Origin of the sequence: Massilia sp., from assembly GCF_032106685.1 — a bacterium.
Taxonomy (GTDB): Bacteria; Pseudomonadota; Gammaproteobacteria; order Burkholderiales; family Burkholderiaceae_D; genus Telluria.
Map to the genome: position 1 here is coordinate 1 of NZ_DAMCPG010000001.1, position 23,568 is coordinate 23,568.

23 protein-coding genes, 1 tRNA gene and 1 pseudogene are annotated in these 23,568 nt (G+C 59.6%); 17 read left to right on the plus strand and 8 right to left on the minus strand.

Features of this window, described 5'->3' with window-relative positions; translation table 11 throughout:
* The 3 genes from RT688_RS00005 to gpmA all read right to left on the minus strand — a co-directional run.
* A partial coding sequence (locus RT688_RS00005) for a S41 family peptidase (RefSeq protein WP_313702800.1) occupies positions 1-1,163 on the minus strand: 1,163 nt, incomplete at its 3' end.
* A gap of 8 nt (positions 1,164-1,171) precedes the next feature.
* On the minus strand, positions 1,172-2,581 hold the full coding sequence (locus RT688_RS00010; RefSeq protein ID WP_409521852.1) for a murein hydrolase activator EnvC family protein: 1,410 nt from the start codon (positions 2,579-2,581) through the stop codon (positions 1,172-1,174).
* 3 nt (positions 2,582-2,584) lie between these two features.
* Complete coding sequence (gene gpmA, locus RT688_RS00015) at positions 2,585-3,331, minus strand: 2,3-diphosphoglycerate-dependent phosphoglycerate mutase (RefSeq protein ID WP_313702801.1); 747 nt, start codon at positions 3,329-3,331, stop codon at positions 2,585-2,587.
* 107 nt (positions 3,332-3,438) lie between these two features.
* On the opposite strand from gpmA, the gene RT688_RS00020 reads away from it, so the two are divergent.
* The 5 genes from RT688_RS00020 (at position 3,439) to RT688_RS00040 (ending at position 6,489) form a co-directional block, all read left to right on the plus strand.
* Complete coding sequence (locus RT688_RS00020; protein WP_312547939.1) at positions 3,439-3,840, plus strand: rhodanese-like domain-containing protein; 402 nt, start codon at positions 3,439-3,441, stop codon at positions 3,838-3,840.
* Positions 3,841-3,862: 22 nt separating this feature from the next.
* Positions 3,863-4,126 carry a glutaredoxin 3 gene (gene grxC, locus RT688_RS00025; protein WP_313703142.1) on the plus strand — a complete coding sequence of 88 codons (264 nt, stop codon included), beginning with the start codon at positions 3,863-3,865 and terminating at the stop codon, positions 4,124-4,126.
* Between the two features lie 270 nt (positions 4,127-4,396).
* Positions 4,397-4,855: a protein-export chaperone SecB gene (secB, locus tag RT688_RS00030; RefSeq protein WP_312547914.1), complete on the plus strand. Its 459-nt coding sequence runs from the start codon at positions 4,397-4,399 to the stop codon at positions 4,853-4,855.
* Between the two features lie 152 nt (positions 4,856-5,007).
* A complete protein-coding gene (locus RT688_RS00035; RefSeq protein WP_313702803.1) occupies positions 5,008-5,451 on the plus strand; it encodes an SH3 domain-containing protein in 444 nt (147 codons plus the stop codon).
* 6 nt (positions 5,452-5,457) lie between these two features.
* Entirely contained in the window at positions 5,458-6,489 is a 1,032-nt protein-coding gene (locus tag RT688_RS00040; RefSeq protein WP_313702804.1) for an NAD(P)H-dependent glycerol-3-phosphate dehydrogenase, read from the plus strand.
* A 342-nt stretch (positions 6,490-6,831) separates the two neighbouring features.
* On the opposite strand, the gene RT688_RS00045 is transcribed toward RT688_RS00040, so the two are convergent.
* From RT688_RS00045 to mscL, 4 genes are read right to left on the minus strand one after another with little or no spacing between them, the layout of a single operon-like run.
* Positions 6,832-7,206, minus strand: a complete 375-nt coding sequence (locus RT688_RS00045; protein ID WP_312547910.1) for a cupin domain-containing protein — start codon at positions 7,204-7,206, stop codon at positions 6,832-6,834.
* 12 nt (positions 7,207-7,218) lie between these two features.
* Complete coding sequence (locus RT688_RS00050) at positions 7,219-7,905, minus strand: DUF2461 domain-containing protein (protein ID WP_313702805.1); 687 nt, start codon at positions 7,903-7,905, stop codon at positions 7,219-7,221.
* 24 nt (positions 7,906-7,929) lie between these two features.
* Positions 7,930-9,114 carry a Do family serine endopeptidase gene (locus tag RT688_RS00055; RefSeq protein WP_313702806.1) on the minus strand — a complete coding sequence of 395 codons (1,185 nt, stop codon included), beginning with the start codon at positions 9,112-9,114 and terminating at the stop codon, positions 7,930-7,932.
* A complete protein-coding gene (gene mscL / locus RT688_RS00060) occupies positions 9,111-9,545 on the minus strand; it encodes a large conductance mechanosensitive channel protein MscL (protein WP_313702807.1) in 435 nt (144 codons plus the stop codon). The genes RT688_RS00055 and mscL overlap by 4 nt, the downstream gene beginning before the upstream one ends.
* A 307-nt stretch (positions 9,546-9,852) precedes the next feature.
* Between mscL and petA the strand changes: the two genes are divergently transcribed.
* The 12 genes and pseudogenes from petA (at position 9,853) to RT688_RS00120 (ending at position 21,373) form a co-directional block, all read left to right on the plus strand.
* Positions 9,853-10,467, plus strand: a complete 615-nt coding sequence (gene petA, locus RT688_RS00065; protein ID WP_313702809.1) for a ubiquinol-cytochrome c reductase iron-sulfur subunit — start codon at positions 9,853-9,855, stop codon at positions 10,465-10,467.
* Position 10,468: 1 nt separating this feature from the next.
* Positions 10,469-11,884: a cytochrome bc complex cytochrome b subunit gene (locus tag RT688_RS00070; protein ID WP_313702810.1), complete on the plus strand. Its 1,416-nt coding sequence runs from the start codon at positions 10,469-10,471 to the stop codon at positions 11,882-11,884.
* 24 nt (positions 11,885-11,908) lie between these two features.
* Positions 11,909-12,670 (plus strand): cytochrome c1, encoded by a 762-nt coding sequence (locus RT688_RS00075; RefSeq protein ID WP_313702812.1) that lies wholly within the window; start codon positions 11,909-11,911, stop codon positions 12,668-12,670.
* Positions 12,671-12,768: 98 nt separating this feature from the next.
* Complete coding sequence (locus tag RT688_RS00080; protein WP_056342583.1) at positions 12,769-13,380, plus strand: glutathione S-transferase N-terminal domain-containing protein; 612 nt, start codon at positions 12,769-12,771, stop codon at positions 13,378-13,380.
* A 224-nt stretch (positions 13,381-13,604) separates the two neighbouring features.
* Positions 13,605-14,090, plus strand: coding sequence for a ClpXP protease specificity-enhancing factor (locus tag RT688_RS00085; RefSeq protein ID WP_313702813.1), 486 nt, complete (start codon positions 13,605-13,607; stop codon positions 14,088-14,090).
* A gap of 27 nt (positions 14,091-14,117) precedes the next feature.
* Positions 14,118-14,193 (plus strand) — tRNA-Thr (locus RT688_RS00090).
* A 108-nt stretch (positions 14,194-14,301) separates the two neighbouring features.
* Positions 14,302-15,356: pseudogene (locus RT688_RS00095) on the plus strand (tyrosine-type recombinase/integrase).
* A 519-nt stretch (positions 15,357-15,875) separates the two neighbouring features.
* Positions 15,876-16,079, plus strand: a complete 204-nt coding sequence (locus RT688_RS00100; protein WP_313702815.1) for a hypothetical protein — start codon at positions 15,876-15,878, stop codon at positions 16,077-16,079.
* A 461-nt stretch (positions 16,080-16,540) separates the two neighbouring features.
* Positions 16,541-17,641: a hypothetical protein gene (locus RT688_RS00105; RefSeq protein ID WP_313702816.1), complete on the plus strand. Its 1,101-nt coding sequence runs from the start codon at positions 16,541-16,543 to the stop codon at positions 17,639-17,641.
* Positions 17,638-18,756, plus strand: coding sequence for a hypothetical protein (locus RT688_RS00110; RefSeq protein WP_313702817.1), 1,119 nt, complete (start codon positions 17,638-17,640; stop codon positions 18,754-18,756). The genes RT688_RS00105 and RT688_RS00110 overlap by 4 nt, the downstream gene beginning before the upstream one ends.
* On the plus strand, positions 18,753-19,454 hold the full coding sequence (locus RT688_RS00115; RefSeq protein WP_313702818.1) for a hypothetical protein: 702 nt from the start codon (positions 18,753-18,755) through the stop codon (positions 19,452-19,454). Before RT688_RS00110 ends, RT688_RS00115 begins: the two co-directional genes overlap by 4 nt.
* Positions 19,455-19,567: 113 nt before the next feature.
* On the plus strand, positions 19,568-21,373 hold the full coding sequence (locus RT688_RS00120; RefSeq protein WP_313702819.1) for an AAA family ATPase: 1,806 nt from the start codon (positions 19,568-19,570) through the stop codon (positions 21,371-21,373).
* A gap of 504 nt (positions 21,374-21,877) precedes the next feature.
* On the opposite strand, the gene RT688_RS00125 is transcribed toward RT688_RS00120, so the two are convergent.
* Positions 21,878-23,524, minus strand: coding sequence for a methyl-accepting chemotaxis protein (locus RT688_RS00125; RefSeq protein ID WP_313702821.1), 1,647 nt, complete (start codon positions 23,522-23,524; stop codon positions 21,878-21,880).
* Positions 23,525-23,568 lie beyond the last annotated feature (44 nt).

Consider the following 23,568-nt stretch of genomic DNA (forward strand, 5'->3'; position numbering starts at 1 on the left):
AGGCCGTCGCCCTCGGCGGTTTCTTCCACCGCGATGTCCGGCGCGATGCCGGTGGCCTGGATCGGCCGGCCCTTCGGCGTGTAGTAGCGCGCCGTGGTCAGCTTGATGGCGGTGTCGGCGGACAGGGGACGCAGGGTCTGGACCGAACCCTTGCCGAAGGTCTGGCTGCCCATGATGATCGCGCGCTTGTAGTCCTGCAGGGCGCCGGCGACGATTTCCGAGGCCGAGGCCGAGCCGCCGTTGACCAGCACCACCATCGGCACGGTTTTCAATTGCGCCGGCATCTTCGCCAGCGGGTCGGCGCCGCGCGGGGCGTAGAATTCGCGCCGGCCATAATACGCCTGCTTCGAGTCCGCGATTTGTCCCTTGGTCGAGACGATCAGTTCTTCCTTCGGCAGGAAGGCGCTCGAGACGCCGATCGCGCCCGGCAGCAGGCCGCCCGGGTCGTTGCGCAGGTCGAGCACCAGGCCCTTGATGTCCGGGTTGTCCTGGTACAGGGCGGCAGTCTTGCTCGCCAGTTCGTCCAGGGTCGCTTCCTGGAACTGGCTGATGCGCACCCAGGCGTAGCCGGGCTCGACCATCTTGGCCTTGACGCTCTGCACGCGGATTTCCTCGCGCATCACGGGCACCACCCAGGGGCGGTCGTCGCCGCGGCGGGCGATGGTCAGCGTGACCTTGGTACCGGGCTTGCCGCGCATTTTTTTCACGGCCTCGTCGATCGCCAGGCCCTTGACCGGGACGTTGTCGATGCGGGTGATCAAATCGCCCGCCTTGATGCCGGCGCGGTAGGCCGGCGAATCCTCGATCGGCGAGACGATCTTCACGTAGCCGTCTTCGCTGGCGACCTCGATGCCGATGCCGACGAACTTGCCCTGCACGCTCTCGCGCATCTCGCGGTAGGCCTTCTGGTCGAGGTAGACCGAATGCGGGTCGAGCGAGGCGACCATGCCGGAAATGGCTTCGGACAGCAGCTTCTTGTCCTCGACCGGCACCACGTAGTCGCTCTTGATCAGGCCGTACACATCGGCCAGCTGGCGCAGCTCCTCGAGCGGCAACGGGCTGTCCGCGCCCTTCTGCGCCCAGGCCGAGACCTGCACCGTCAAGGCCACCCCGGCCACCAGGCCGAGGCCGACCAGTCCCGCGTTCTTTGCTTTGTTGCCCATTGCTACCCCTAGAAGTTGATCCAGCTCGCCGGATCGAAAGCCTTGCCTAGATGCCTGAGCTCGAAGTATAGACCCGATTCCTCGTTACCGCCGGTATTGCCCGCACTGGCGATCGGTTCCCCGGCGCGCACGGCGTCGCCCAGGCGTTTCAACAAGGTCTGGTTGTTGGCGTAGATCGACAGGTAATCGCCGCCGTGGTCGACGATGATCAGGTTGCCGAAGCCGCGCATCCAGCCCGAGTGCACCACGCGGCCGAGCGCCACGGCGCGCACCTCGGTGCCTTCCGGCGCCTTGATGAACATGCCTTTCCAGCTCGGGCCGTCGCCGCCGCGCTTGGCGCCGAAGCGCGCCGCGATGGTGCCGTTGACCGGGCGGGTCAAGCGTCCCTTCATCTTGGCAAAGGCGCCTGCCGGCGCGGCCGGCGCCAGCGAGATGTCCGGGGTCCGCTCTTCCTGCGCCTGCTCGGCCACCTTCGGCTCTTCCGGCTCGGGCAGCGGTTTCGGCGCCGGCTTGCCGGCCTTGGCCGCTTCGCGCGCCAGGCGCTCGCGTTCGGCTTTCGCGGCGGCGCGCGCCTCGGCTCGGGCCTTCGCCTCGGCCGCAGCCTTGGCACGCGCGGCGGCCAGCGCTTCCTGGCGCTTGCGCTCGGCCTCGGCCTGCTCGCGGATCAGGCGCGTCAGGCGGTCGACCAGGCCGCTCATGCGCTGCTCGTCACGCTGCAGGGTGTCGGCCTGCTTGCGCTGGGCCACCAGCTTGCTCGACAGGCTGTTCAACAAGGCGGCGCGGCGCACTTTTTCCTTCTCCAGGACAGCCTTTTGATCGCGCTGTTCCTGTGCAATTTCTTCCAGTTCAGTCTTGGCGTTCTCGACCTTGTCGCGATTTTCCTGCACCTGCGCCAAGTTCGCGTTCAGCGAAGCGATCAGGCGCGCCTGGGCCTGCGACACGTAGGCCATCATCTGCAGGTCGCGGTTGATGCGGTTCGGATTGTCGCCCGAGAGCAGCAGCTTGATGCGGTCCTCGTTGCCGGCCACATAGTGCTCGCGCAGCAGGGCCGACAATTGTTTTTTCTGCGCAACAATTGTTTGCGCAAGGCGCTCGTGCTCGGTCGCCAGGTCCTGCAGGCGCGCATTGGTTTCCTGCTGCTCGTTGGCGAGGTCGCGCAGCGCGCGGTTGGCGTTCGAGATCGCCGCTTCCGATTCGGCCAGGTCGTCGGCGACGTCTTCTTTCTGGTCCTCGGTGCGGCTGATTTCTCTCTTCAGCTCCGACAGCTGTTGCTGGATGCCGGCGCGCTTGGCCTCGGCAGCCGCTTTCTGGCGGCTGCGCTCGGTGGGCTTGGCGGCCAGGGCCGTGCTTGCCAGCACGCAGGCCAGCAGGCCGCACAGCAGGGCGCTGCCGGCCGACTTCTTGACTGGAAAACGCAAGACTTACTTCGCCTTCCCTTGGTTGGCGACAGCCGCCATGGCGGCATTGATCGCTTCCTGGTCGCCCAGGTAGTAGTGGCGGATCGGCTTCAGGTTCTCGTCCAGTTCGTAGACCAGCGGCTGGCCGTTCGGGATGTTCAGGCCGACGATGTCGGTGTCGCTGATGTTGTCGAGCATCTTGATGATGGCGCGCAGGCTGTTGCCGTGGGCCGAGATCAGGATGTTCTTGCCGGCGCGGATGGCCGGGGCGATCTCGTCGTTCCAGGCCGGCATCACGCGCGCCACGGTATCCTTCAGGCACTCGGTCAGCGGGATCTGCGACTTCTCCAGGCCGGCGTAGCGCGGGTCATCGAAGGAGACGCGGTCGTCCGACGCTTCCAGCGCGGGCGGCGGAGTGTCGTAGCTGCGGCGCCAGACCAGCACTTGCTCGTCGCCGAACTTGGCGGCGGTCTCGGCCTTGTCGAGGCCCTGCAGGGCGCCGTAGTGGCGCTCGTTCAGGCGCCAGTCGTTCTTGATCGGCAGGTACATCTGGTCCATTTCGTCCAGCGCCAGCCACAGCGTGCGGATCGCGCGCTTGAGCACCGAGGTGTAGGCGACGTCGAACCGGAAACCGGCTTCGCGCAGCACGCGGCCGGCGGTGCGCGCCTCGTTGACGCCCTTCTCGGTCAGGTCGACGTCGGTCCAGCCGGTAAAGCGGTTCTCGAGGTTCCAGGTGGATTCGCCGTGGCGCATGAATACGATTTTGTACATAAGCTCTTCTTCAAAAAGTCAGCAAAAGGGTTACTTGAAGCCTCGGAGATATCCGGTCCGGCTTCTATTTTATAATGCTCGGATTGACTTCAACCAATGGAAGCCTTGTGAAATTCATCCTCGATAATATCTTCATTGTTGCAATCGCTGCCATTTCCGGTGGTGCGCTGCTGTGGCCAGCCCTGGCGCCGAAGGGCCGCCGCGCCACCGCGCTGCAGGTGACCCAGTTCATCAATCGCGGCAAGACCCTAGTGCTCGACGTGCGCAGCGCCGACGAGTTTGCAGCCAGTCATCTGCGCGACGCGAAAAACATTCCGCTGGCAGACTTGAGCAATCGCATCGGCGAGCTGGAAAAATCGAAAACCCGCACCGTCGTCGTCGTCTGCCAGAGCGGCGCCCGTTCGGACAAGGCCGTGCGCCAGCTGAAGGCGGCCGGTTTCGAGGACGTGCTCAGCCTGGACGGCGGCATCAACGCCTGGACCGCGGCCGGCTTGCCGGTAACCAAGTAACCCAGAATCGGAAGGAAGAATGATGACTGCACACGTTGTCCTGTACCACACTGCCAGCTGCCCCTACTGCGTACGCGCCGAGCGCCTGCTCGAAGCCAAGGGCGTGACCGACATCGAACGCATCCGCGTCGACCTCGACCCGGAACAGCGCCAGATCATGATGCAGAAGACGGGCCGCCGCACCGTGCCGCAGATCTACGTGGGCGAGACCCACGTCGGCGGCTTCGACGACCTGTACGCGCTGGACCAGGCCGGGCGCCTGGAGCCGCTGCTCAAAGGCGAATAAGGTAGCGAAGTAGTGCGCCTGCCGCGCGGCCTTCCCGGCGGCGCGGCAGGCGCAACGCACCACCGCGTGGGCGCGGACGCCCGCGCCCACGCGCCGACCTTCCGCCCTGCGTTTTGTTGCCGCGAACGGGCATCTCTCCGGGCTTGATCAAAGCCTCCCGCCGGAGCTATTGCTTCCAAATTGATTTTGATACAATTGCCGGTGCGTTTGACTCCAAGCCCATCGGGGGCGGCGCTTGCCGTCCCTTTTACTTCATAACGAAAGCGTTCCATGTCTGACGAAAACCTGCAACCAGTATTCCAAATCCAACGCGTCTACCTGAAAGACATGTCGCTGGAACAACCGAACTCCCCGGCGATCTTCCTCGAGCAGGAAGCCCCGACCATCGAGGTCTCGCTGGACGTCGGCGCCGAAGCGATCGCCGATGGCATCTACGAGTCGACCGTGACCATCACCGTGACCGCCAAGGTCAAGGACAAGGTTGCCTTCCTGGTCGAAGGCAAGCAGGCCGGCATCTTCGAGGCACGCAACATCCCGGCCGACCAGATGGATCCGCTGCTGGGCATCGGCTGCCCGAACATCGTTTACCCTTACCTGCGCAGCAACATCGCCGATGTGATCACCCGTGCCGGCTTCCCGCCTGTGCACCTGGCCGAGATCAACTTCGAGGTGTTCTACCAGCAGCGTCGCCAGGCAATGGCCGAAGCCGCCGCCGCACCGACCAACTAAGTAGCCGTATCCAGCCGCCGGCTTCGGTGGCTGCAAGGACGGGCGCCCATGTGGCGGCTGTCCTTCCAAGATTCTCGATGGGCAGGCGCGGCTGACGCGGCGCCTGCCCTTCCTGCCAATTTGGCGTCTGGTTTGCCAACCCGGGGCCCGCGATGACCTGTTCCCGACTGACCGCAAGCATGCTGCTGGCACTGACATGCGGCACTGCCTCCGCCTTCGATTTCCGTTCCGTCGGTGCGCCCGCCGTGGTGCTGTACGACGCGCCTTCCGCGCGCGGCGCCAAGCTGTTCATCGCGCCGCGCGGCATGCCGGTCGAGGTCGTGGCGCGCTACGGCGACTGGGTCAAGGTGCGCGACGCCGACGGCGCACTGGCCTGGACCGAAGCCAAGGGCCTGGCGGCCAGGCGCAACGTGGTCGTGAAGGCCGCCCTGGCCCGCGTGCGCGCCGCGCCCGACGACAACGCGGCACTCGTGATGAGCGCCGACAAGGGCGTGCTGCTGGAACTGCTCGCGCCCGCCTCAGGCGGCTGGGCCCAGGTGCGCCACCGCGACGGCATCGTCGGCTACGTGCGCGCCGCCGACATCTGGGGCTTCTAAGACACCATGCAAGAACTGAAAAACATGAACAAGATTACCGTCCTCGGCGCCGGCGCCTGGGGCACCGCGGTCGCCATTGCCGTGGCCGCGCGCCACGATGTGCTGCTGTGGGGCCGCAATCCCGAACAGATGGCCGCCACCGAAGCGGCACGCGAAAACACCGCTTACCTGCCGGGCCAGCCGCTGCCGGCATCGCTGCGCGTCACCGCCGACTTCGACGCCGCGCTGGCGCACGTGACCGAGGCCGGCGACGACGAGGCGCCGCTCCTGATCGCGGCCTGCCCGGTGGCCGGCCTGCGTCCGCTGCTCGAAAGCCTGAAAGGCCGCAAGATCCCGAACGTGGTCTGGCTGTGCAAGGGTTTCGAATACGGCACCGGCCTGCTGCCGCACCAGGTGGTGCGCGAGGTGCTGGGCGACGCCGTGCCGGGCGCGGCGCTGTCCGGCCCCTCGTTCGCCCAGGAAGTGGCGCGCGGCCTGCCCTGCGCCCTGACGGTGGCCTCGACCTCGCGTGAACTGCGCGACCGTGTGGTCGGCGCCGTCCACGGCGGCAACCTGCGCGTCTACGCCTGCGACGACCTGATCGGCGTGGAAGTGGGCGGCGCGGTCAAGAACGTGCTGGCGATCGCGACCGGTGCCGCCGACGGCCTGGGCCTGGGCCTGAACGCGCGCGCTGCCTTGATCACGCGCGGCCTGGCCGAGATCACCCGCCTGGGCGAGGCGCTGGGCGCGCAGCCGGCCACCTTCATGGGCCTGACCGGCATGGGAGACTTGATCCTGACCTGCACCGGCGACCTCTCGCGCAACCGCCGCGTCGGCCTGGCGCTGGCCGAAGGCAAGCCGCTCGACACCATCGTCGCCGAACTCGGCCACGTGGCCGAAGGCGTGCCGTGCTCGAAGGCGGTGCGCGAACTGGCGGCCAGGATGGGGGTGGACATGCCGATCACCAATGCGGTGGCGGCGGTGCTGTTCGACGGTTACGACGCGAAAGAAATGGTGGCGCAGTTGCTGGCGCGCGATCCGAGGAACGAGTTGGCGTAAGCTTGATTGCTTCGTTGCGGTCGCCTTTACGGTGACCGTAGGGTGGGCGCCCCGTGCCCACGCGGACGCGTGCACGGTGTTGGCTCGACTTGGGCTGAACCACCTGCCTGAAGTTCGCGCTTCCGAATGATCATTCGGAAACGTTTCGATATACCGAAGGCAGCAACAACAGTTGAGCCAACCTGGCTAGGCGGTTCGCGTGGGCACGGGGTGCCTACGCCGGCCGCGCCCACCCTACGGTCGACGTTGCGTCAAACGATTGATATCGGAGCGCGCTAACGTGCGTTGAACGCGTGGACGGGGAACCCGTCCACCCTACGTCCCTTCGGCACCGCTATTGGCTCAGCCGCCCTGCCCGCGCGGGTCCCTGGTCGGGCCGCCGCTGCGCACTGGCCCCAGCAGGATGGTCATGAGGGCCACCGCGTCGACGTTGGCGCGGATCGCGTGCGGTTCGCCGCCGGCGAGATACACCATCTCGTTCGGCCGCAGGACGATCGTGCGGCCGTGGGCGTCGAAGGCGATCTCTCCTTCCAGGCACAGCAGCGTCATCTCCCCTTCGACCCGGTGCTCGGGCATCGGCTTGTCCTTCGGGACGACCAGCCGGATCAGTTCCATGTGCTCGGTCTTCGCCAGCGCGATCGACGTGAAATTGGCGATGTCGTCTTCGCCGCGTTGCAAGGCGATCCGTTCGCCCGATGCTGCGTGTTGCAAGGCCATGCCGCCCCCTTTCTACTCTTCGTCCGTATATGTCACGCCGCGCAGCCAGGTCACCAGCGCGAACGCATCCTCGAATCCGCGCGCCAGTTGCGGCACCAGCTGCTCCGGCTTGTTCAGGGCCAGGGGCACCTCGGTCCAGGCAAAAAAGCTCTTCAGCTTGATGTACTCGATGTGCGGGTGGTCCGCATCGAACCCTTTCGGCGGCCGCTGCAAGCGGTCTTCTTCCAGCAAGCTGCGGTAGGTCGCGCGCAGGTGTTTATTCTTTAATATTTTGGCGAACCCTGTCGCATCGTTGACGATGTGCTCGCGAATCGCCTTCAGGCGCTTCGGCGGGGGCAGGTATTCGCCGGCGCCGAAACCCAGGGTGCCGTCGCCCTCGATCTGGAAATAATAGGTCGGGCCGGCGCCGGCGCTCGGGCGGCGCTTGTCGTTCGGCGCGATGCCGGCCGAGAAGCGCGTTTTATACGGCGTCTTGTCGTTCGAAAAACGGATGTCGCGGTTGATGCGGAACATCGCCTTCTTCGGGTCGCAGGCGCCGACCTGCTTGTCGAACTTCGCCAGTTCACGGATCAGCTCGCTGACCACGGCATGGAACTCTTCGCGCAGGATGTCGTAGCGCGGCTTGTTCATGATGAACCAGGGGCGGGTGTTGTTTTCTTTGAGCTCGGTCAGGTATTGCGTCAGGTCACGCAGGTGCATGGAAAATCCGGAAAGTGTAGGGAATTATTCGCTCTGGCGCGGGCGCTTGCCGACGGTAACGTCCACCGTCGACTCGCGGTTCTGGCGCATCAGCGTCAGGCGCGCCTTGGCGCCCGGCTCGAGCTGGGCGACCAGGTTCAGCATGTCGCCGGTGCTGGCGACCGGCTTGCCCTCGACCGACAGCAGGATGTCGCCCGGGCGCACGCCGGCACGGTCGGCCGGGCCGTTGCGCACCACGCCGGCAATGATGGCGCCGCTCTTGCGCGCCAGGCCGAAGCTGTCCGCCAGTTCCGGCGTGATGTCCTGCGACTCGATGCCGATCCAGCCGCGCACCACCTGGCCGTGCTTGATGATCGATTCGAGCACCGTGCGCGCGGTGGAGACGGGGATGGCGAAGCCGATGCCGATCGAGCCGCCGGTCTGCGAGTAGATCGCCGAATTGATGCCCAGCAGGTTGCCGTGGGTGTCGACCAGGGCGCCGCCCGAGTTGCCGAAGTTGATCGCGGCGTCGGTCTGGATGAAATTCTCGAAATGGTTGATGTGCAGGTTGTTGCGCCCCACCGCCGAGATGATGCCCATGGTGACGGTCTGGCCGACGCCGAAGGGGTTGCCGATCGCCAGCACGACGTCGCCGACGCGCGCCTCGTCCGGCTGGCCCAGCACCATCACGGGCAGCTTGTCCTCCTTGATGCGGATCACGGCCAGATCGGTCTCGGGATCGGTGCCGACGATCTTTGCCGCCGCCTTGCGTCCGTCGGCCAGGCCAACCTCGATCGCGTCGGCGCCTTCGACCACGTGGTTGTTGGTGATGATGTAGCCCTCGGCGCTGACGATCACGCCCGAACCGAGGCTCGCCAGCTGCTCCTGGGGCGGCAGGCGGTCGCCGAAGAAGCGGCGGAAGAAGGGATCCTTCAGGATCGGATGCGCTTCGCGCGACGCCTTGCTGGTGAGGATGTTGACGACCGCGGGCATGGCGCGCCCGGCCGCCTCGCGGTAGCTGCCTGCGGCCGGCGCCGATGGCGCCTGCAGCACCGGCACCGCGCTGGCCTTCGGGCCGACCGGCACCTGGACCGGCGCACGTCCCAGCCAGTCAGGACGGAACACGGTGAGCACGAAATAGATCGCCAGCACGATCGTGACCGCCTGGGCGAACAGCAGCCACAGCCGGCGCGCCGTGCTCGGGGAGGATGTGTTGGCGATGTCTTTCACTGCTTCGGTGTGTTACGCAGGGAGTCGCGGATTTCGCGCAGCAGGAGGATATCCTCGGGGGTTGCCGGCGCCTTGGCCGCTTCCTCGGGCACCATGCGCTGGCGCAGGCGGTTCATCAGGCGCACCATCTGGAAGATGATGAAAGCCAGGATGATGAAGTTCAGGAGGATGGTGACGAAGTTGCCGTAAGCGATGACCGCGCCGCCTTTTTTCGCTTCCGCCAGCGCCAGCCCATAGGCCTGGCCATTCAGGGGAATATAGTAGCTGGCGAAATCGAGGCCGCCGAACAGGCGGCCGATGGGCGGCATGATGACGTCCTGGACCAGCGAATCGACGATGCGCCCAAAGGCGCCGCCGATGATCACGCCGACCGCGAGATCGACCACATTGCCGCGCATTGCAAATTTTTTAAACTCTTCCATCATCGCCATTGCGTTTCTCCTAGTTTTGTTTAAGGTTGTTATTGAAATAGCTAATGCGATGATACCGCAAGGCCCTGGATGCCGTACGCACGCCCGGGTTCCGCCCCTCGCTACGTGCCCCGGCTCACGCCTCGCCACTCATGCAGGATGGCTGATCTGCGCCGCAGCATCCGGCTGCCGACGGGATGTCCGTCCCCTTATTGCTGCGCACGTAATATTTTTTCTCCAATAAAGATTGCCATTCACATATAATTTTGTGTTGCTGCAAGCTCTTTATTGATTCTAAAGTTTCGTAATTTCACGGAGTGGGGTTGGTATGAGTAATGAAAAGCAGGTCGATTCAGGCCGGCGCGGCTTGCTCGTCGCTACATGTGCGGCGGGTGGGGTCGTCGGTGTAGCCACGGCAGGCGCCCTGGTCAGTACGTTCCAGCCATCCGAGCGGGCCAAGGCGGCCGGCGCTCCGGTCGAAGTGGACATCTCGGACGTCAAGCCGGGGGAGATGAAGGTCGTCGAATGGCGCGGCAAGCCGGTCTGGATCCTGCGCCGCACGCCGGAAATGATGGCCAGCCTTCCCAAGAACGATCCGCTGCTTGCTGATCCGAACTCCGACAAGGTCTACCAGCTCGACATGCCGGAGTACGCGAAGAACGAATACCGCGCCCGCCCCGAGCACAAGGAAGTGCTGGTCACCGTGGGCATCTGCTCGCACCTGGGCTGCTCGCCGTCATCCCGTTTCGCCGAAGGTCCGCAGCCGAACCTGCCCGACAACTGGCACGGCGGCTTCCTCTGCCCCTGCCATGGGTCGACGTTCGACCTGGCCGGCCGCGTGTTCCAGAACAAGCCGGCGCCGACGAACATGGATATCCCGCCGTACATGTACCTGTCCGATAACAAGATCGTGATCGGCAAAGACGAAAAAGGGGAGGCATAACATGGGCGGCCCATTCAAGGAAACCCGGCTGCCGGAGACGGCGCCGGCCGGTCACAAGGCGCTGGCCTGGATCGACGACCGCTTCCCGCTGTCGAAACTCTGGAATGACCAGTGGGGCAAGTACTACGCCCCGAAAAACTTCAACGTCTGGTACATCTTCGGCTCGCTGGCCATGCTGGTGCTGGTGCTGCAGATCGTCACCGGCATCTTCCTGACGATGCACTACAAGCCGGATGCGAATCTCGCCTTCGGCTCGGTCGAGTACATCATGCGCGAGGTGCCCTGGGGCTGGCTGGTGCGCTACATGCACTCGACCGGCGCCTCGGCCTTCTTCATCATCGTCTACCTGCACATGACCCGCGGCCTGCTCTACGGCTCCTACCGCAAGCCGCGCGAGCTGATCTGGCTGTTCGGCTTCGCGATCTTCCTGTGCCTGATGGCCGAGGCCTTCTTCGGCTACCTGCTGCCCTGGGGGCAAATGTCGTACTGGGGCGCCCAGGTGATCGTCAACCTGTTCGGCGCGATCCCGGTCATCGGTCCTGACCTGTCGCTGTGGATCCGCGGCGACTACGTCGTGTCGGATGCGACCCTGAACCGCTTCTTCGCCTTCCACGTCATCGCCCTGCCGCTGGTGCTGCTGGGCCTGGTCGCGGCGCACCTGATCGCGCTGCACGAAGTCGGTTCCTCGAACCCGGACGGCATCGAAGTCAAGGAAAACATCGGCGCCGACGGCCACCCGGTCGACGCGATCCCGTCGCACCCTTACTACTCGACGAAGGACTTCTTCGGCGTGTCGGTGTTCCTGCTGATTTTCTCGGCGGTCGTGTTCTTCGCGCCTGAGATGGGCGGCTACTTCCTCGAGTACAACAACTTCATCCCGGCCGACTCGATGAAGACCCCGCCGCACATCGCGCCGACCTGGTACTTCACGCCGTTCTACTCGGTGCTGCGCGCGACGACCGCCGACTTCATGTACGTGCTGATGGCGGCCATCGCCCTGTACGTCGTGTTCATCTGGATGAAGTCGCGCCTGGCGTACAAGGCCAAGGTGGCGATCGCCGTGATCGCCCTGCTCCTGATCATCGGCATGCTGCCGCAGGTGCTGGAAGCGAAATTCTGGGGCGTGGTGCTGTTCGGCTCGTCGGTGGTGATCATCGCCTTCCTGCCGTGGCTGGACCACTCGCCGGTGAAGTCGATCCGCTATCGTCCGGACTGGCACAAGTGGGTGTATGCGCTGTTCGGCATCTCGTTCGTCGCCTTGGGCTACCTCGGTACCCAGCTGCCGACCCCGGCGTACACCACCATCTCGCAGGTGTGCACCCTGTTGTACTTCAGCTTCTTCCTCCTGATGCCGTGGTGGAGCGCGGCCGGCCGCTTCAAGCCGCTGCCCAAGCGCGTGACCTTCCACCCGCATTGATCAACGGACAAGCCAAGGACAACCATGAACTTTACGAAGAAACTGATCGCGGTCCTGGCGCTGGTGCCGGGACTGGCATTCGCGGCAGAAGGCGGCTTCCCGCTCGACCGCGCACCCGAACGCCACGACATGGCGTCGCTGCAGAACGGCGCCAAGCTGTTCGTCAACTATTGCCTGAACTGCCACTCGGCCAGTGCGATGCGCTACAACCGCCTGCGCGACCTGGGCCTCTCGGAGGACCAGATCAAGAACAACCTGTTGTTCTCCGCCGACAAAGTGGGCGAGATGATGACGACGGCAATGCGCCCGGCCGATGCGAAAGCCTGGTTCGGCGCGGTGCCGCCGGATCTGTCGGTGATCGCGCGTGCGAAATCCTCGCCGGCCGGCAGCGGCGCCGACTACCTGTACACCTACCTGCGCACCTTCTACAAGGACGACACGCGCCCGACCGGCTGGAACAACATGGTGCTGCCGAACGTGGCAATGCCGCATGCCATGTGGCAGTTGCAGGGTATCCGTACGGTGAAAATGGTGGACGCGCCGGATCCGCACGACGCCAACAAGACGATCCACAAGTTCGCCGGCTTCGAGCAGGTAGCGCCCGGCACCATGAACGTCCAGGAGTTCGACACCGCGACCGCCGACCTGGTTGCCTACCTGAGCTGGATGGCTGAGCCAGCGCAAGGTACCCGCAAGAAACTCGGTGTTATCGTCCTGATTTTCCTGTCGATTTTCGCCTTCCTGGCCTGGCGTTTGAACGCGTCGTACTGGAAAGACGTGAAGTAATTCGTTTTCATTGCCCGCTTGGCTATAATACGGGCAATCATTTTTCGGGGTGAGTCGCTCGGCGCTTCACCCCTTTGTTTCTTAAGGAACTATAAACCATGATGGTTCTCTACTCCGGCACCACGTGCCCGTTCTCCCAACGCTGCCGCCTGGTCCTGTTCGAAAAGGGCATGGACTTCGAGGTGCGCGACGTCGACCTCTTCAACAAGCCGGAAGACATTTCGACGATGAACCCGTATGGCCAGGTGCCGATCCTGGTCGAGCGCGAACTGATCCTGTACGAATCGAACATCATCAACGAGTACATCGACGAGCGCTTCCCGCATCCGCAACTGATGCCGGCCGACCCGCTGATGCGCGCCCGTGCCCGCCTGATGCTGTTCAACTTCGAAAAAGAACTGTTCGTCCACGTGCACGTCCTGGAAAGCGACCGCAACAAGACGAACGAGAAGGCCCACGACAAGGCGCGCGCCGAAATCCGCGACCGCCTGACCACGCTGGCCCCGCTGTTCCTGAAGAACAAGTACATGCTGGGCGACGAGTTCTCGATGCTCGACGTGGCGATCGCACCGCTGCTGTGGCGCCTGGACCACTATGGCATCGAACTGTCGAAGACCGCGGCGCCGCTGATGAAGTACGCCGAGCGCATCTTCTCGCGCCCTGCCTACATCGAAGCGCTGACCCCATCGGAAAAGGTGATGCGCCGTTAATCGGCGACGTCGTTATCGACAAGTCAGCGCTGCAAGGTATTGGCCCCACGCCAATACCTTGCTGTTGCACCTTGCTGACCCAGCACCCCTGATATCCCAGTTTGCGCCGCCTTTTGGCGAATCGCAGTAAACTGGCGTTCCGCGTATGCACGCCGAATAGCAAGGCCGGCATGTCCGTCTTCGACGGTCAGCGCCTTGTCGGACCAAACAACACCCATTTGCACATGCCTGAGATTTCCACCAAGCCCTATTTGCTGCGCGCCATCTACGAGTGGTGCACCGACAGCGGTTACACGCCCTATCTCGCGGTGCGGGTCGACTCGGCCACGACGGTTCCGATGGAATACGTCAAGAAGGGCGAGATCATCCTCAACATCAGCTACGGCGCCACCTCGGGCCTCAAGATGGACAACGACGCGATCCACTTCCGCGCCCGCTTCGCCGGCGTCTCGCGCGAGATCTACGTGCCCGTGCAAAACGTGCTGGCGATCTACGCCAACGAGAACGGCCAGGGCATGGCCTTCGACGTCAGCATGACCGCGGCCGAGATGGCCACGCCGGAAGAAGAAGCAACGCCCGCCCCGAGCCTGTCCGCCGTGCCTGCCAGCGCCAGCGAAACGGCGCCGCCCGAGGTGTCGCATTCTTCCGACGACGACAACAAGGAACCGCCGAAAAAAGGCGGCCGTCCGACGCTGACGCGGATTAAATGACGGTATAATCCCAGCCGTACAGATTACGCCGGCTTAGCTCATTTGGTAGAGCAGTTGATTTGTAATCATCAGGTGGCCAGTTCGAAACCGGCAGCCGGCACCAAAATTTAGCTTAGAAAACAATGCCTTAGATGATCTTCATCTAAGGCATTCGTCTTTGTGAATCGTGAATAGGTACACTTCAGGTACAGCTACAGATCACAGAGGCTCAATGGCAACGTTCGTTAAGACTGACGCAGGGACATGGAAAGCCATCATTCGCAAGCAAGGATGGTCCATCACTTCCAAGACTTTCCGCACCAAACGCGACGCCACGGATTGGGCGCGCAGCACCGAAGATGAGATGGTTCGCGGGGTGTACATCTCACGGGCCGGCGCCGAGCGCTTGACCGTCAAAGAGGCGCTGCAGCGGTATCTGAAGGAAGTCACGCCGACCAAGAAGCCGACCACACAGCGCAGCGAGAAGATCACGGCCGAGCACCTAGCGGGCTTTCTCGGCAAGTACTCGATGGCGGCGCTCTCAAGCGACCTGGTCGCGTCCTATCGCGATCATCGTATCGCCGCAGGCAAATCAAACAACACAGTGCGGATCGAGCTGGCCTTACTCAGCAACCTGTTCACCATCGCTATTTAGGAATGGGGCCTGGGCACAACCCTGTGTCCGCGATCCGCAAGCCGAGCCCAGGGAAAGGCCGTGACCGCCGTCTTAACCAGGCCGAAGAGAAGCGTTTGCTGCAGGCCGTCGACCAGCACAGCAATCCGATGCTTGGCTGGATCGTGCGAATCGCTATCGAGACAGGTATGCGCCAGTCAGAAATCCTGAACTTGCGCACTGCCCATGTGGACTTGATGTCGCACGTGGCGAGGCTGACAGATACCAAGAACAACTCCGCCCGCACGGTCCCGCTCACCGTGGGAGCTGCCACCGCTTTCAACCCTGCGATCGAGAACCCGCTTCGGCCAAAGACGAGTGACCTCATCTTTTTTGGCGAACCGGGAAAAGACGGTGTGTGCCGGCCATACCAGTTCGCGAAGATCTGGGCCGGAATCAAGGAATCCGTTCAGATCGGAGATCTGCACTTTCATGACCTTCGGCATGAGGCTATAAGCCGTCTTGTCGAACGTGGCCTTAGCGACCAGGAGGTGGCTTCCATCAGCGGCCACAAGTCCATGCAGATGCTCAGACGCTACACGCACCTCCGCGCCGAGGATCTTGTTGCCAAGCTGGACTTGCTGGCATCGCGTGGAAAAACTGCGGACGAGTGATCGGTTCATCTGCTTCACAACTCTGTCCGACGCGTTCTGGAGCTTGGCGCACATGTTCGGTGTCGGTTTTTCAGCGGGTTGACCAAAAATTCGAATATTTTTCTTTGCAAGCCATTCGCTATTCTTATTTCTTAAAAGGCTTCGGATCAAACCCAAAAGATGAATAAATTGTTTGGCATTGAATAAGTTCTTGAATTAATAAGTGTTTGCTTTTTTGGAGTTGAAATACCGATCAATTCTTTCAGCAAAACCACCCAGTTTTGCTGGAAAACTCGTCTGGTTTTGCTAGACCAATATTTTAACTTGGTAACCAAACTGTACAACTTTGCCTCCAAACTGAACATTTCTTCCTTTTTAAACAGTCAGTTATCAGAATATTTCATTAGCTGACCCGCTTTTCTTTCATTACTCTCATCTCGGTTCAATTACTTTTGGAATAGATGATGAAAGCGGAAAAGACTACGGGGCATACCCAGCAGGACCATGGACGAAGCACTGAGGGGCTTCTAATTCAGAACCATGGAATCTTACTTAATCTTCAACAATGCGCATCTCCATGTCGCAAGGATGCGAGCTAACTTCGCGATCGAAGACATGCATGCACAAGCTGATGACCTCATCCTGCAACAACGCTACATCGATGGCGATATCGCTCTGGCCGACATGCTCGCGCATGCTTACAATTTTGCTCGCGACTTGGCGACGCCGGACCACCCTACCTAGCGCTTCCGCGCATCCGCCATGCGAATGCCTTCTCCTCGCTTAGCATGTAAGCGCCGGTTAAGTCCTCACCCTTAAAGTCTCAGCGCGCCCTGCGCGCCCGACATGCCGATGTGTGATGCGCGCAGGGCGCGCCGGATTAAGCGCATAGGCAAAGCACATATCACCCTACGTAGCCGCACACGGCCAACCGTTCCCTCCCTGAAGACCGCTTTCGGTCACGCGACGCGACCAAGTCAGCGAGCGACGATGCCAGCCACTCTGTGGATGACTTTGAAATTCTTAGAATACCGAGGCGCCACGGTACCCAACGACTGCCGAGCCCAGGTATGACCAACGTTGAGCGAAAAAATTCTTGGTAATTCCAAGAAATCGTTAGCAGTTGAGTCTAGTGCAGGATAGGCGGTCGCCGGTGTTTCTAACATCATTCACACAAATTAGTTGCAAAAAAGAAAAAATATCGTATGATCATCCCAGTGTCTAGGGAGGAATTTGTGAGCGGCGAAACATCGAACATTGCGGAGATTGCAAACAAACTTTCGAAGGAGGTTTTCGATTGGTTTAGATGGGAGCGTATTCCGCTTGTAGATCAGAACTTCGCTTGTACAAAGCAAGGGAAACACGCGCCCACGAAGAAAGCCGTACATACACATCCAGTTGACGTGGTCTTCTCCTATGGGGACCCCTACCTTGGAAAACGTGTGTTCCTGAACACCGACTTGAAAAGTTATGCGAAATCTTCAATCAAAGCAGGTGAAATACGAAGCGCACTTAAATCGCTGGCTCAGACAATTGATTGTGCTCGAAGTAGCGAGACATGGAATACTCGCTACAACTTGAAGAACGAAGAATGCGAGATTCGCGGCTTACTCTTCGTATACAACCACGACGGGGAATATGACAAGAACCTCCAAGATGTTTTCAAGCCAAAGCAATACAAAAGCGCAACTGAGGAAGCGGAATCTGTAGAAAATTCCACGAATCTATCGTCACTCCCCATCGAAAGCGATATGTATCTGCATATCGTGCAACCCCGTCTCATCTCGTTTATGACAACGCTGCGAGCTGACGTGAACCGATTGATCGCCGAGAGCACATTCCCGCGTCGCAATTATCGGTTTTTTTACCCTGATCTAAAGCTGCACAAAACACATGGGGACGAATATGCTCGTCCCGCCACTATAGAAATGATTAGCGGGCCATTTGTGATTGTCGAGCATGATGAGGTGCGCTCAGCTGAAACAGGCGAAGTATATCCAAATGGTGTTGTGATCTTCTACAACAGACCCGGCAACTCTGCCGAAGAATTTCTCTACTTTATCGATACATTATCCAATCTTCAGTTGCTAAAAGGATCCCATCCGATTCGGGTTCGTGTTCTTCATGACACTCCGCACAGTGATCTTCGCAGCAACTTTAAGCGTGCAATTGAAATGTACATCCTTGAATGGGGCTTTGATAGCGCAAAACGGGATCGACTAGAATCGATCGACCTAGAGCTTGTTGAGATTGTTACGACTCGCTTTTCGTCGATCGAACTTGGATGGGAGCGCAAAGGAAAATGAAAACCGGCAGCATTTACAGCGCAAGTGATAAGTCGCTCTTTGATGCTCTTACCCAGAGCGCGGTAACCAACCAGCAGCTTCGCAATTTGTTTTTCCAATATGGCATCGTCATTTCAAAGACTACGCCACGTCGACAACTGGCAAAATTTTTTTCTCGCCTGCTCCTCGACTATGATGCGTTCCAAACGTTGGCTGCGCTGTTTGATACGGGTTATCGAAAAGAAAGAGTAACCTGCATTCGCGTCCGTTCCTCAGCTACCATCGATGTCTATGAAGCTGCAGCACATCGTCTTGTTGATACGATAGCCGAAAATGGCAATTCAGCGAAGGTCGTCCGTAAAGAAGGAGAACCTCTTAGGATCGAGGTAACTTACAAGAAATTTCGCTTCGATAGGAATGAATTTCGCCAGATTGTCACGAAGAAGGCGGAAATTTTTTTCGAAGAGAAGGACGATCAAGTTCTGATTACTGGCCCCCAAAATGAAGACGTTGATGAGTGGTTGAAAGATCTGATCGCTGATGTCCAGGAGAATGTAGACGATCCCTTAGATATTAACGAAGTCAGCTTAGAACAAAAAACTTCGCCAAGTATACGTACAAAGTTTTTTACAACGCTGATTAGGTCGATCGAAGGATTCTCTTTTGTGGACGTCAGTGACGTCTATCTCCACCAGCCCAAAAACGATACCGAAGAGATCACCGAAGTCGATCCAGTTCTTAACTCAACTGAGGGGGACACATCTGATGACGGCGAGAGCGAAAGTGCCAGCCCTGATGTGCATATTTCCAGAGCAGCACTTCGCGGACAAGGAGTCTTAGTATCCAAACAAGCAACGGACCTGCTCGCCCAAGGTTTCTACATCGCCCGTATCGTTTGGACTGCTCGAACCAGCTACTTCGACTCCGATCTTTACGAATTCGAAGCGCAGTTTGCGGAGCCAGACACTTGCACCATGTTCTCTTATGTAGCCAAGGGCTTCTATCCATATAAGGGTGATGGCGAGTATGCTGCTTCCCGATCTCAATTTACTAAGGCAGAAGATGTTCGGCTTGGTCGTCTCATAGAAGAGGCGGCACACAAAGTACTCAGCACCTTGACCGAGACGGAAACATGATCTCCACTAAGTGGTTTGATGTAAGCGTACGAGTAAAGCCTCGCGAGTTCCTGCAGCTCATGCGCAATCAGACGTATGATCGTGCACGCTCAGCCGGTTTCGACCTCTCTTATGCACGAGAAGGAATCATCAATGGAAGGTTCATTGAAGAGGTACGCACCACAACCACCTACACATCACCACTTGGCGAGGAGATTACAAACCAACTTGTCACGCATAAGATTGTGGTCTTTTCCTTCTTTCATCAGGCTGGCGCACAATGGCTGTTACGGATCGACGGGAATCCTCGCTCATTAAAGTCTTTCGCAAGATGTCTTAGTGACATGCTCGACTTCGGATTCTCGATTTCCTCCATAACGACGCCGGCAATGGACGTTCTACGATATTTCCTCGAGCACGGTATGAGCGTAATAAAAGTCAGCAGCATCTTTGCTGCGAATCTCCCACTCAACAAGGGTGGCTTGGCAAAGCTCGAAGTACGCGCTACCTCGGGAGGTGACGCTCTTGCCGCGTCAGCAATGGCATTCCCCAAGATACAAGAAGTTATTGAGCGCATGACTGTCCAGGTTGAGTATGACTCTCAGCCCATCGATCTAACGATTTCCCGGAATGCCGGTTTCACGTTCGATGAAGAGTATGAAGACACGGTAGCTGAACTCTATATGAATTACCTCAATACAAGACTGAACGCAAAGTAGCAATCCGTCGATATACAGTTGTATATCAGCCTACCTATGGTGTACTTTCGCCGCACTGTAGACATCATTAAGATACCCGAAGCCAAACACACCGCTAGTCGCCAAAGCAATCCATGCTGGTGTCGGCAGTGTCGAAACGGATACTCAACAAACACACCACAGGAATCATGAAGCTTCGCCGTCTCAGCATCCACAACTTCCGATCTATCGTCGATACCGACATCGAGGTCCACGACTACACGATGATCGTTGGCGCAAATAACGCCGGCAAGAGCAACGTAGTTGCTGCGCTACGCGCGTTCTATGAAGATTTCAAGCATTCCGATAACGACCTTCCTAAGATGAAGGACGTTCAGATTGATGAATCTTGGGTCGAGCTAACGTTTCAGCTGTCGGATAATGAATGGGAGGGCTTGGCGGACAAATATAAGGCTGGGGTAAACGGTCACAGTCTCACTGTCCGTCGCTACTTTGCATCCAACGACAAAGACAGGTTCAAGTCGAGCCAAAGCAATATCTACGCCGTCATAAATGGCGAGCCGGAAAAAGACCTATTTTATGGAGCAAAAAACGTCGGCACCGCTAAGGTTGGCAGCGTCATCTACATTCCGGCACTTACGACCGCTGCGGAGCAGATGAAAACCAGCGGCCCATCGCCCTTACGGGATATGCTCAATTTGATGCTGAAGCGCGTTATCGCGGACAGCCCAGCTTTCAAGGAAATGGAAGGGGCGTTCGGAAAATTGAACGCCGAGGCGTGTGGAGACGAAGGATTCTTGACTCAGATTTCGAAGCCTATCAATCAGTCCATTGAGCAATGGGGAGTTCGATTCGATATGGGAGTAAATCCGGTTGCACCGGAGGATATCACCAAAAACCTGATTCGGCATGGCTTCGTAGACGCGATGCTTGGCCAAACATCCTTTGCACTTGATCGTTATGGCCACGGGTTTCAGCGCTCATTCCTGTACGAGCTGATCAAGCTCGCGCCAAGCTTCACCGAAGGCAAGGTGGCCGGGAAGAAGGAATTCGCCCCGGATTTCACGCTTATCTTATTTGAGGAGCCAGAAGCGTTTTTGCATCCCGCTCAACAGGAGAATATGGCCTACCATCTGCGTAGGCTGGGATCAGGAGACACTCAACAGGTGATCGTGACCAGTCATTCGCCAATTTTCGTAGGCAAAGTGGCGGACGACCTTTGCCAGATTGTTCGTGTTCGCCGCGATAATGGGGTGAGTAGTATTGGTCAGGTCAAGAAGACTGACCTGAGTGGCGTCCTTGGTCAAGGATATGAGTTCAAGTCGTGGCTGGAAAATTACGTTAACGATGTGAACGTGCCAGATAACGCGAAAGGGAACGCCAAGACGTTGCTAAAAGGTGCAACCCAAGACGCGGTTATTGCAGAGCATGAAGAACGATTGCGCTATCAGCTCTGGCTCGATTCTGAGCGAGCTTCGATGTTCTTTGCCGACCGTGTGCTTCTGGTGGAAGGAGCGACTGAGAAAGCACTGTTCGCCTGGCTACTTGCGCGGGATTGGCACGATTTGAGCCGTCATCGCGTGGCAGTGGTCGATGCGATGGGGAAGTACAATCTACATCGCTATATTGCTCTACTTGAAGGGTTTGGCATCCCCTATGGTTTAATGCTGGACGACGACCAGGACAAAGACCACCACAAAGTCGTGAATGAGATGTTGAAGAACAAGGCTGGCACAAGCCGTCTTGCAGAGCCTTGCTTCATCCATCAGTGTATGGAAAAGTTCCTTGGCTTGAATCTTCCTGTTCGTGACGACCAAAAGCCAGTCCATACCTTGAAAGCTGTTGAGGCCGGCGCCATCGCTAAAGACAAGCTCGACGGTTTGCGCAAGTTGTTCCTGAAATCTTTGGCACTCGAAGCGGAACAACCCGTCACTGCATAACTCTTGTCATCTCGACTACCTTTGAACGGCTCGAAAGCTAAAGTTTAGAGAATTTGGCATCAACCTTCGGTATGGTTCGACAAAAGGGTACTTATATCTGCTATCCAGGTAGCGTGGCCACGCCGCTGCTGAGCTGACACACGCGCTACGGACCTGATCCTTGTAAAGCTGCGCAGCTGGCCTGGCTGGGGTACACAATCAGTACAATGCTCAGCTTTCTACGATTCCGTTAAATTACGCTAAATTATTGATCTTAAAGTACTTTCAAGTTCGACAGATTACGGTACAATTCTTTTAAAAATCAAAGACATACTGTCTTCTCAGCTAATTTGTAATCATCAGGTGGCCAGTTCGAAACCGGCAGCCGGCACCAGATATCAGTAAAAGCAGCAACGCAAAAAGCCCAGCCTCCATGGCTGGGCTTTTTGTTTTCGGGCGCTGGCGGTTGCTTACGCCGGCAATCAGGCAAGGTCCGCCGGCGCGACAAGGATGCTGCGCCTCTGCTCAGGCCGTGTCATGGGACAGGGCCGGCAGCGTGCTCCAGTGGCCATCCTGCGCCGGCGCGCCGTTGGTCGGCACTGTGGCCGGCACGCTGGCCGGCACGGCGGCGCGGAGCCGGAACACGGCGACCAGGCTGGACAGATGACGGGCCTGCGCCTGCAAGGCTTCCGCCGCGGCGGTCGCCTCCTCGACCAGGGCCGCGTTCTGCTGGGTGACCGTATCCATTTCCACCACGGCCCGATTGACCTGTTCGATCCCTGCGCTCTGCTCCTGGCTGGCGGCGCTGATCTCGCCAATCACATCGGTGACCCGCTTCACGCTGTCGACGACATCACGCATGGTGGCGCCGGCGTGGTTGGCCAGTTCCGTTCCCGAAGCGACCTTCCGGACCGAATCGTCGATCAGGTTCTTGATCTCCCTGGCGGCCGTCGCCGAACGCTGGGCCAGGTTGCGCACTTCGGTCGCCACCACGGCGAATCCGCGTCCCTGCTCGCCTGCGCGCGCGGCCTCGACCGCCGCATTCAGCGCCAGGATATTGGTTTGGAAAGCAATGCCGTCGATGACGCTGATGATGTCGGCGATTTTCGTGGCCGAGGCATTGATCGCGCCCATGGTCCCGACCAGCTCGGCAACGACCTCGCCGCTTTTGCGCGCGACTTCTGATGCGGCAATGGCCATGGCGTCTGCCTGGCGGGCGCTGGCCGCGTTATGCTTCACCGTGGCGGTGAGCTCTTCCATCGACGATGCGGTTTCTTCCAGCGAGCTGGCCTGTTCTTCGGTACGCGCCGACAGGTCGAGCTGGCCGCTGGCGATTTCGGACGAGGCCGTCGTGATCGTGCCGGTGCCGTGCTGCACCTGTTCCACGATCCGGTGCAGGCTGTCGTTCATCGCGCGCAAGGCCCGCATCAGGTCGCCCGTCTCGTCCTTGCGCAGCGCCTCGATCCGCGGGGACAAATCGCCACCGGCGATCGTCTGGGCAATGTCGACGGCGTGGTTCAGCGGAACCGTGATCGAACGGGTGATCAGGACGGCCGCCGCAATACCGGTCAGCACGGAAACCGCCAGCACGACCGCCATCAGCTTGCCCGCGCTGCGGAACTCTTCCTTCAGCGATGCCACGGCCGAGGCGGTCAACGCATCTTCTTCCTCGATGAGGGCGTACACGTCCGCGAACCAGCTGTCGAGCGGTCCTTGCGCCTGTTGTTGCAGGAACTTTTTCGCTTGTTCCGCCTCGCCCCTGTCCGCCAGCGTCAGCACCTGGTTGAACAAGGGCCGCACCTGATCACGGTGGCTGGCCATCAGCGCGTACAACTGGCGCTCCTTGTCATGGCTGAGCAAGCCATGCATTTCCTTGAAGGCTGCATCGTATTTCTGCCGGGTCTGGGCGATCAGCGCCCTTTGCTGCTCGCGCATGGCCGGGTCCTCGGTCAACAGATAATTGCGCACACTGCCGGCAATCACGTTCAGGCTGTCGATCACATCGTTGGCGATCGCGGCTTTTCGGTTGTTACCCTCGACAATTTCCGTGATTCGCCGCTCGGATTCGACCAGCGAACGCCAGCCGCTGAAGGCCACCACGCCGATCAGCAGGATCAGCAGCGAAAACGCGAGCGCCAGTCTGGTGCCGATTTTCATGTTGTCAAAACGCATTGATATTTCCCTTCTGTTCTAGAAAAGCATGCAAGTACCAGCTT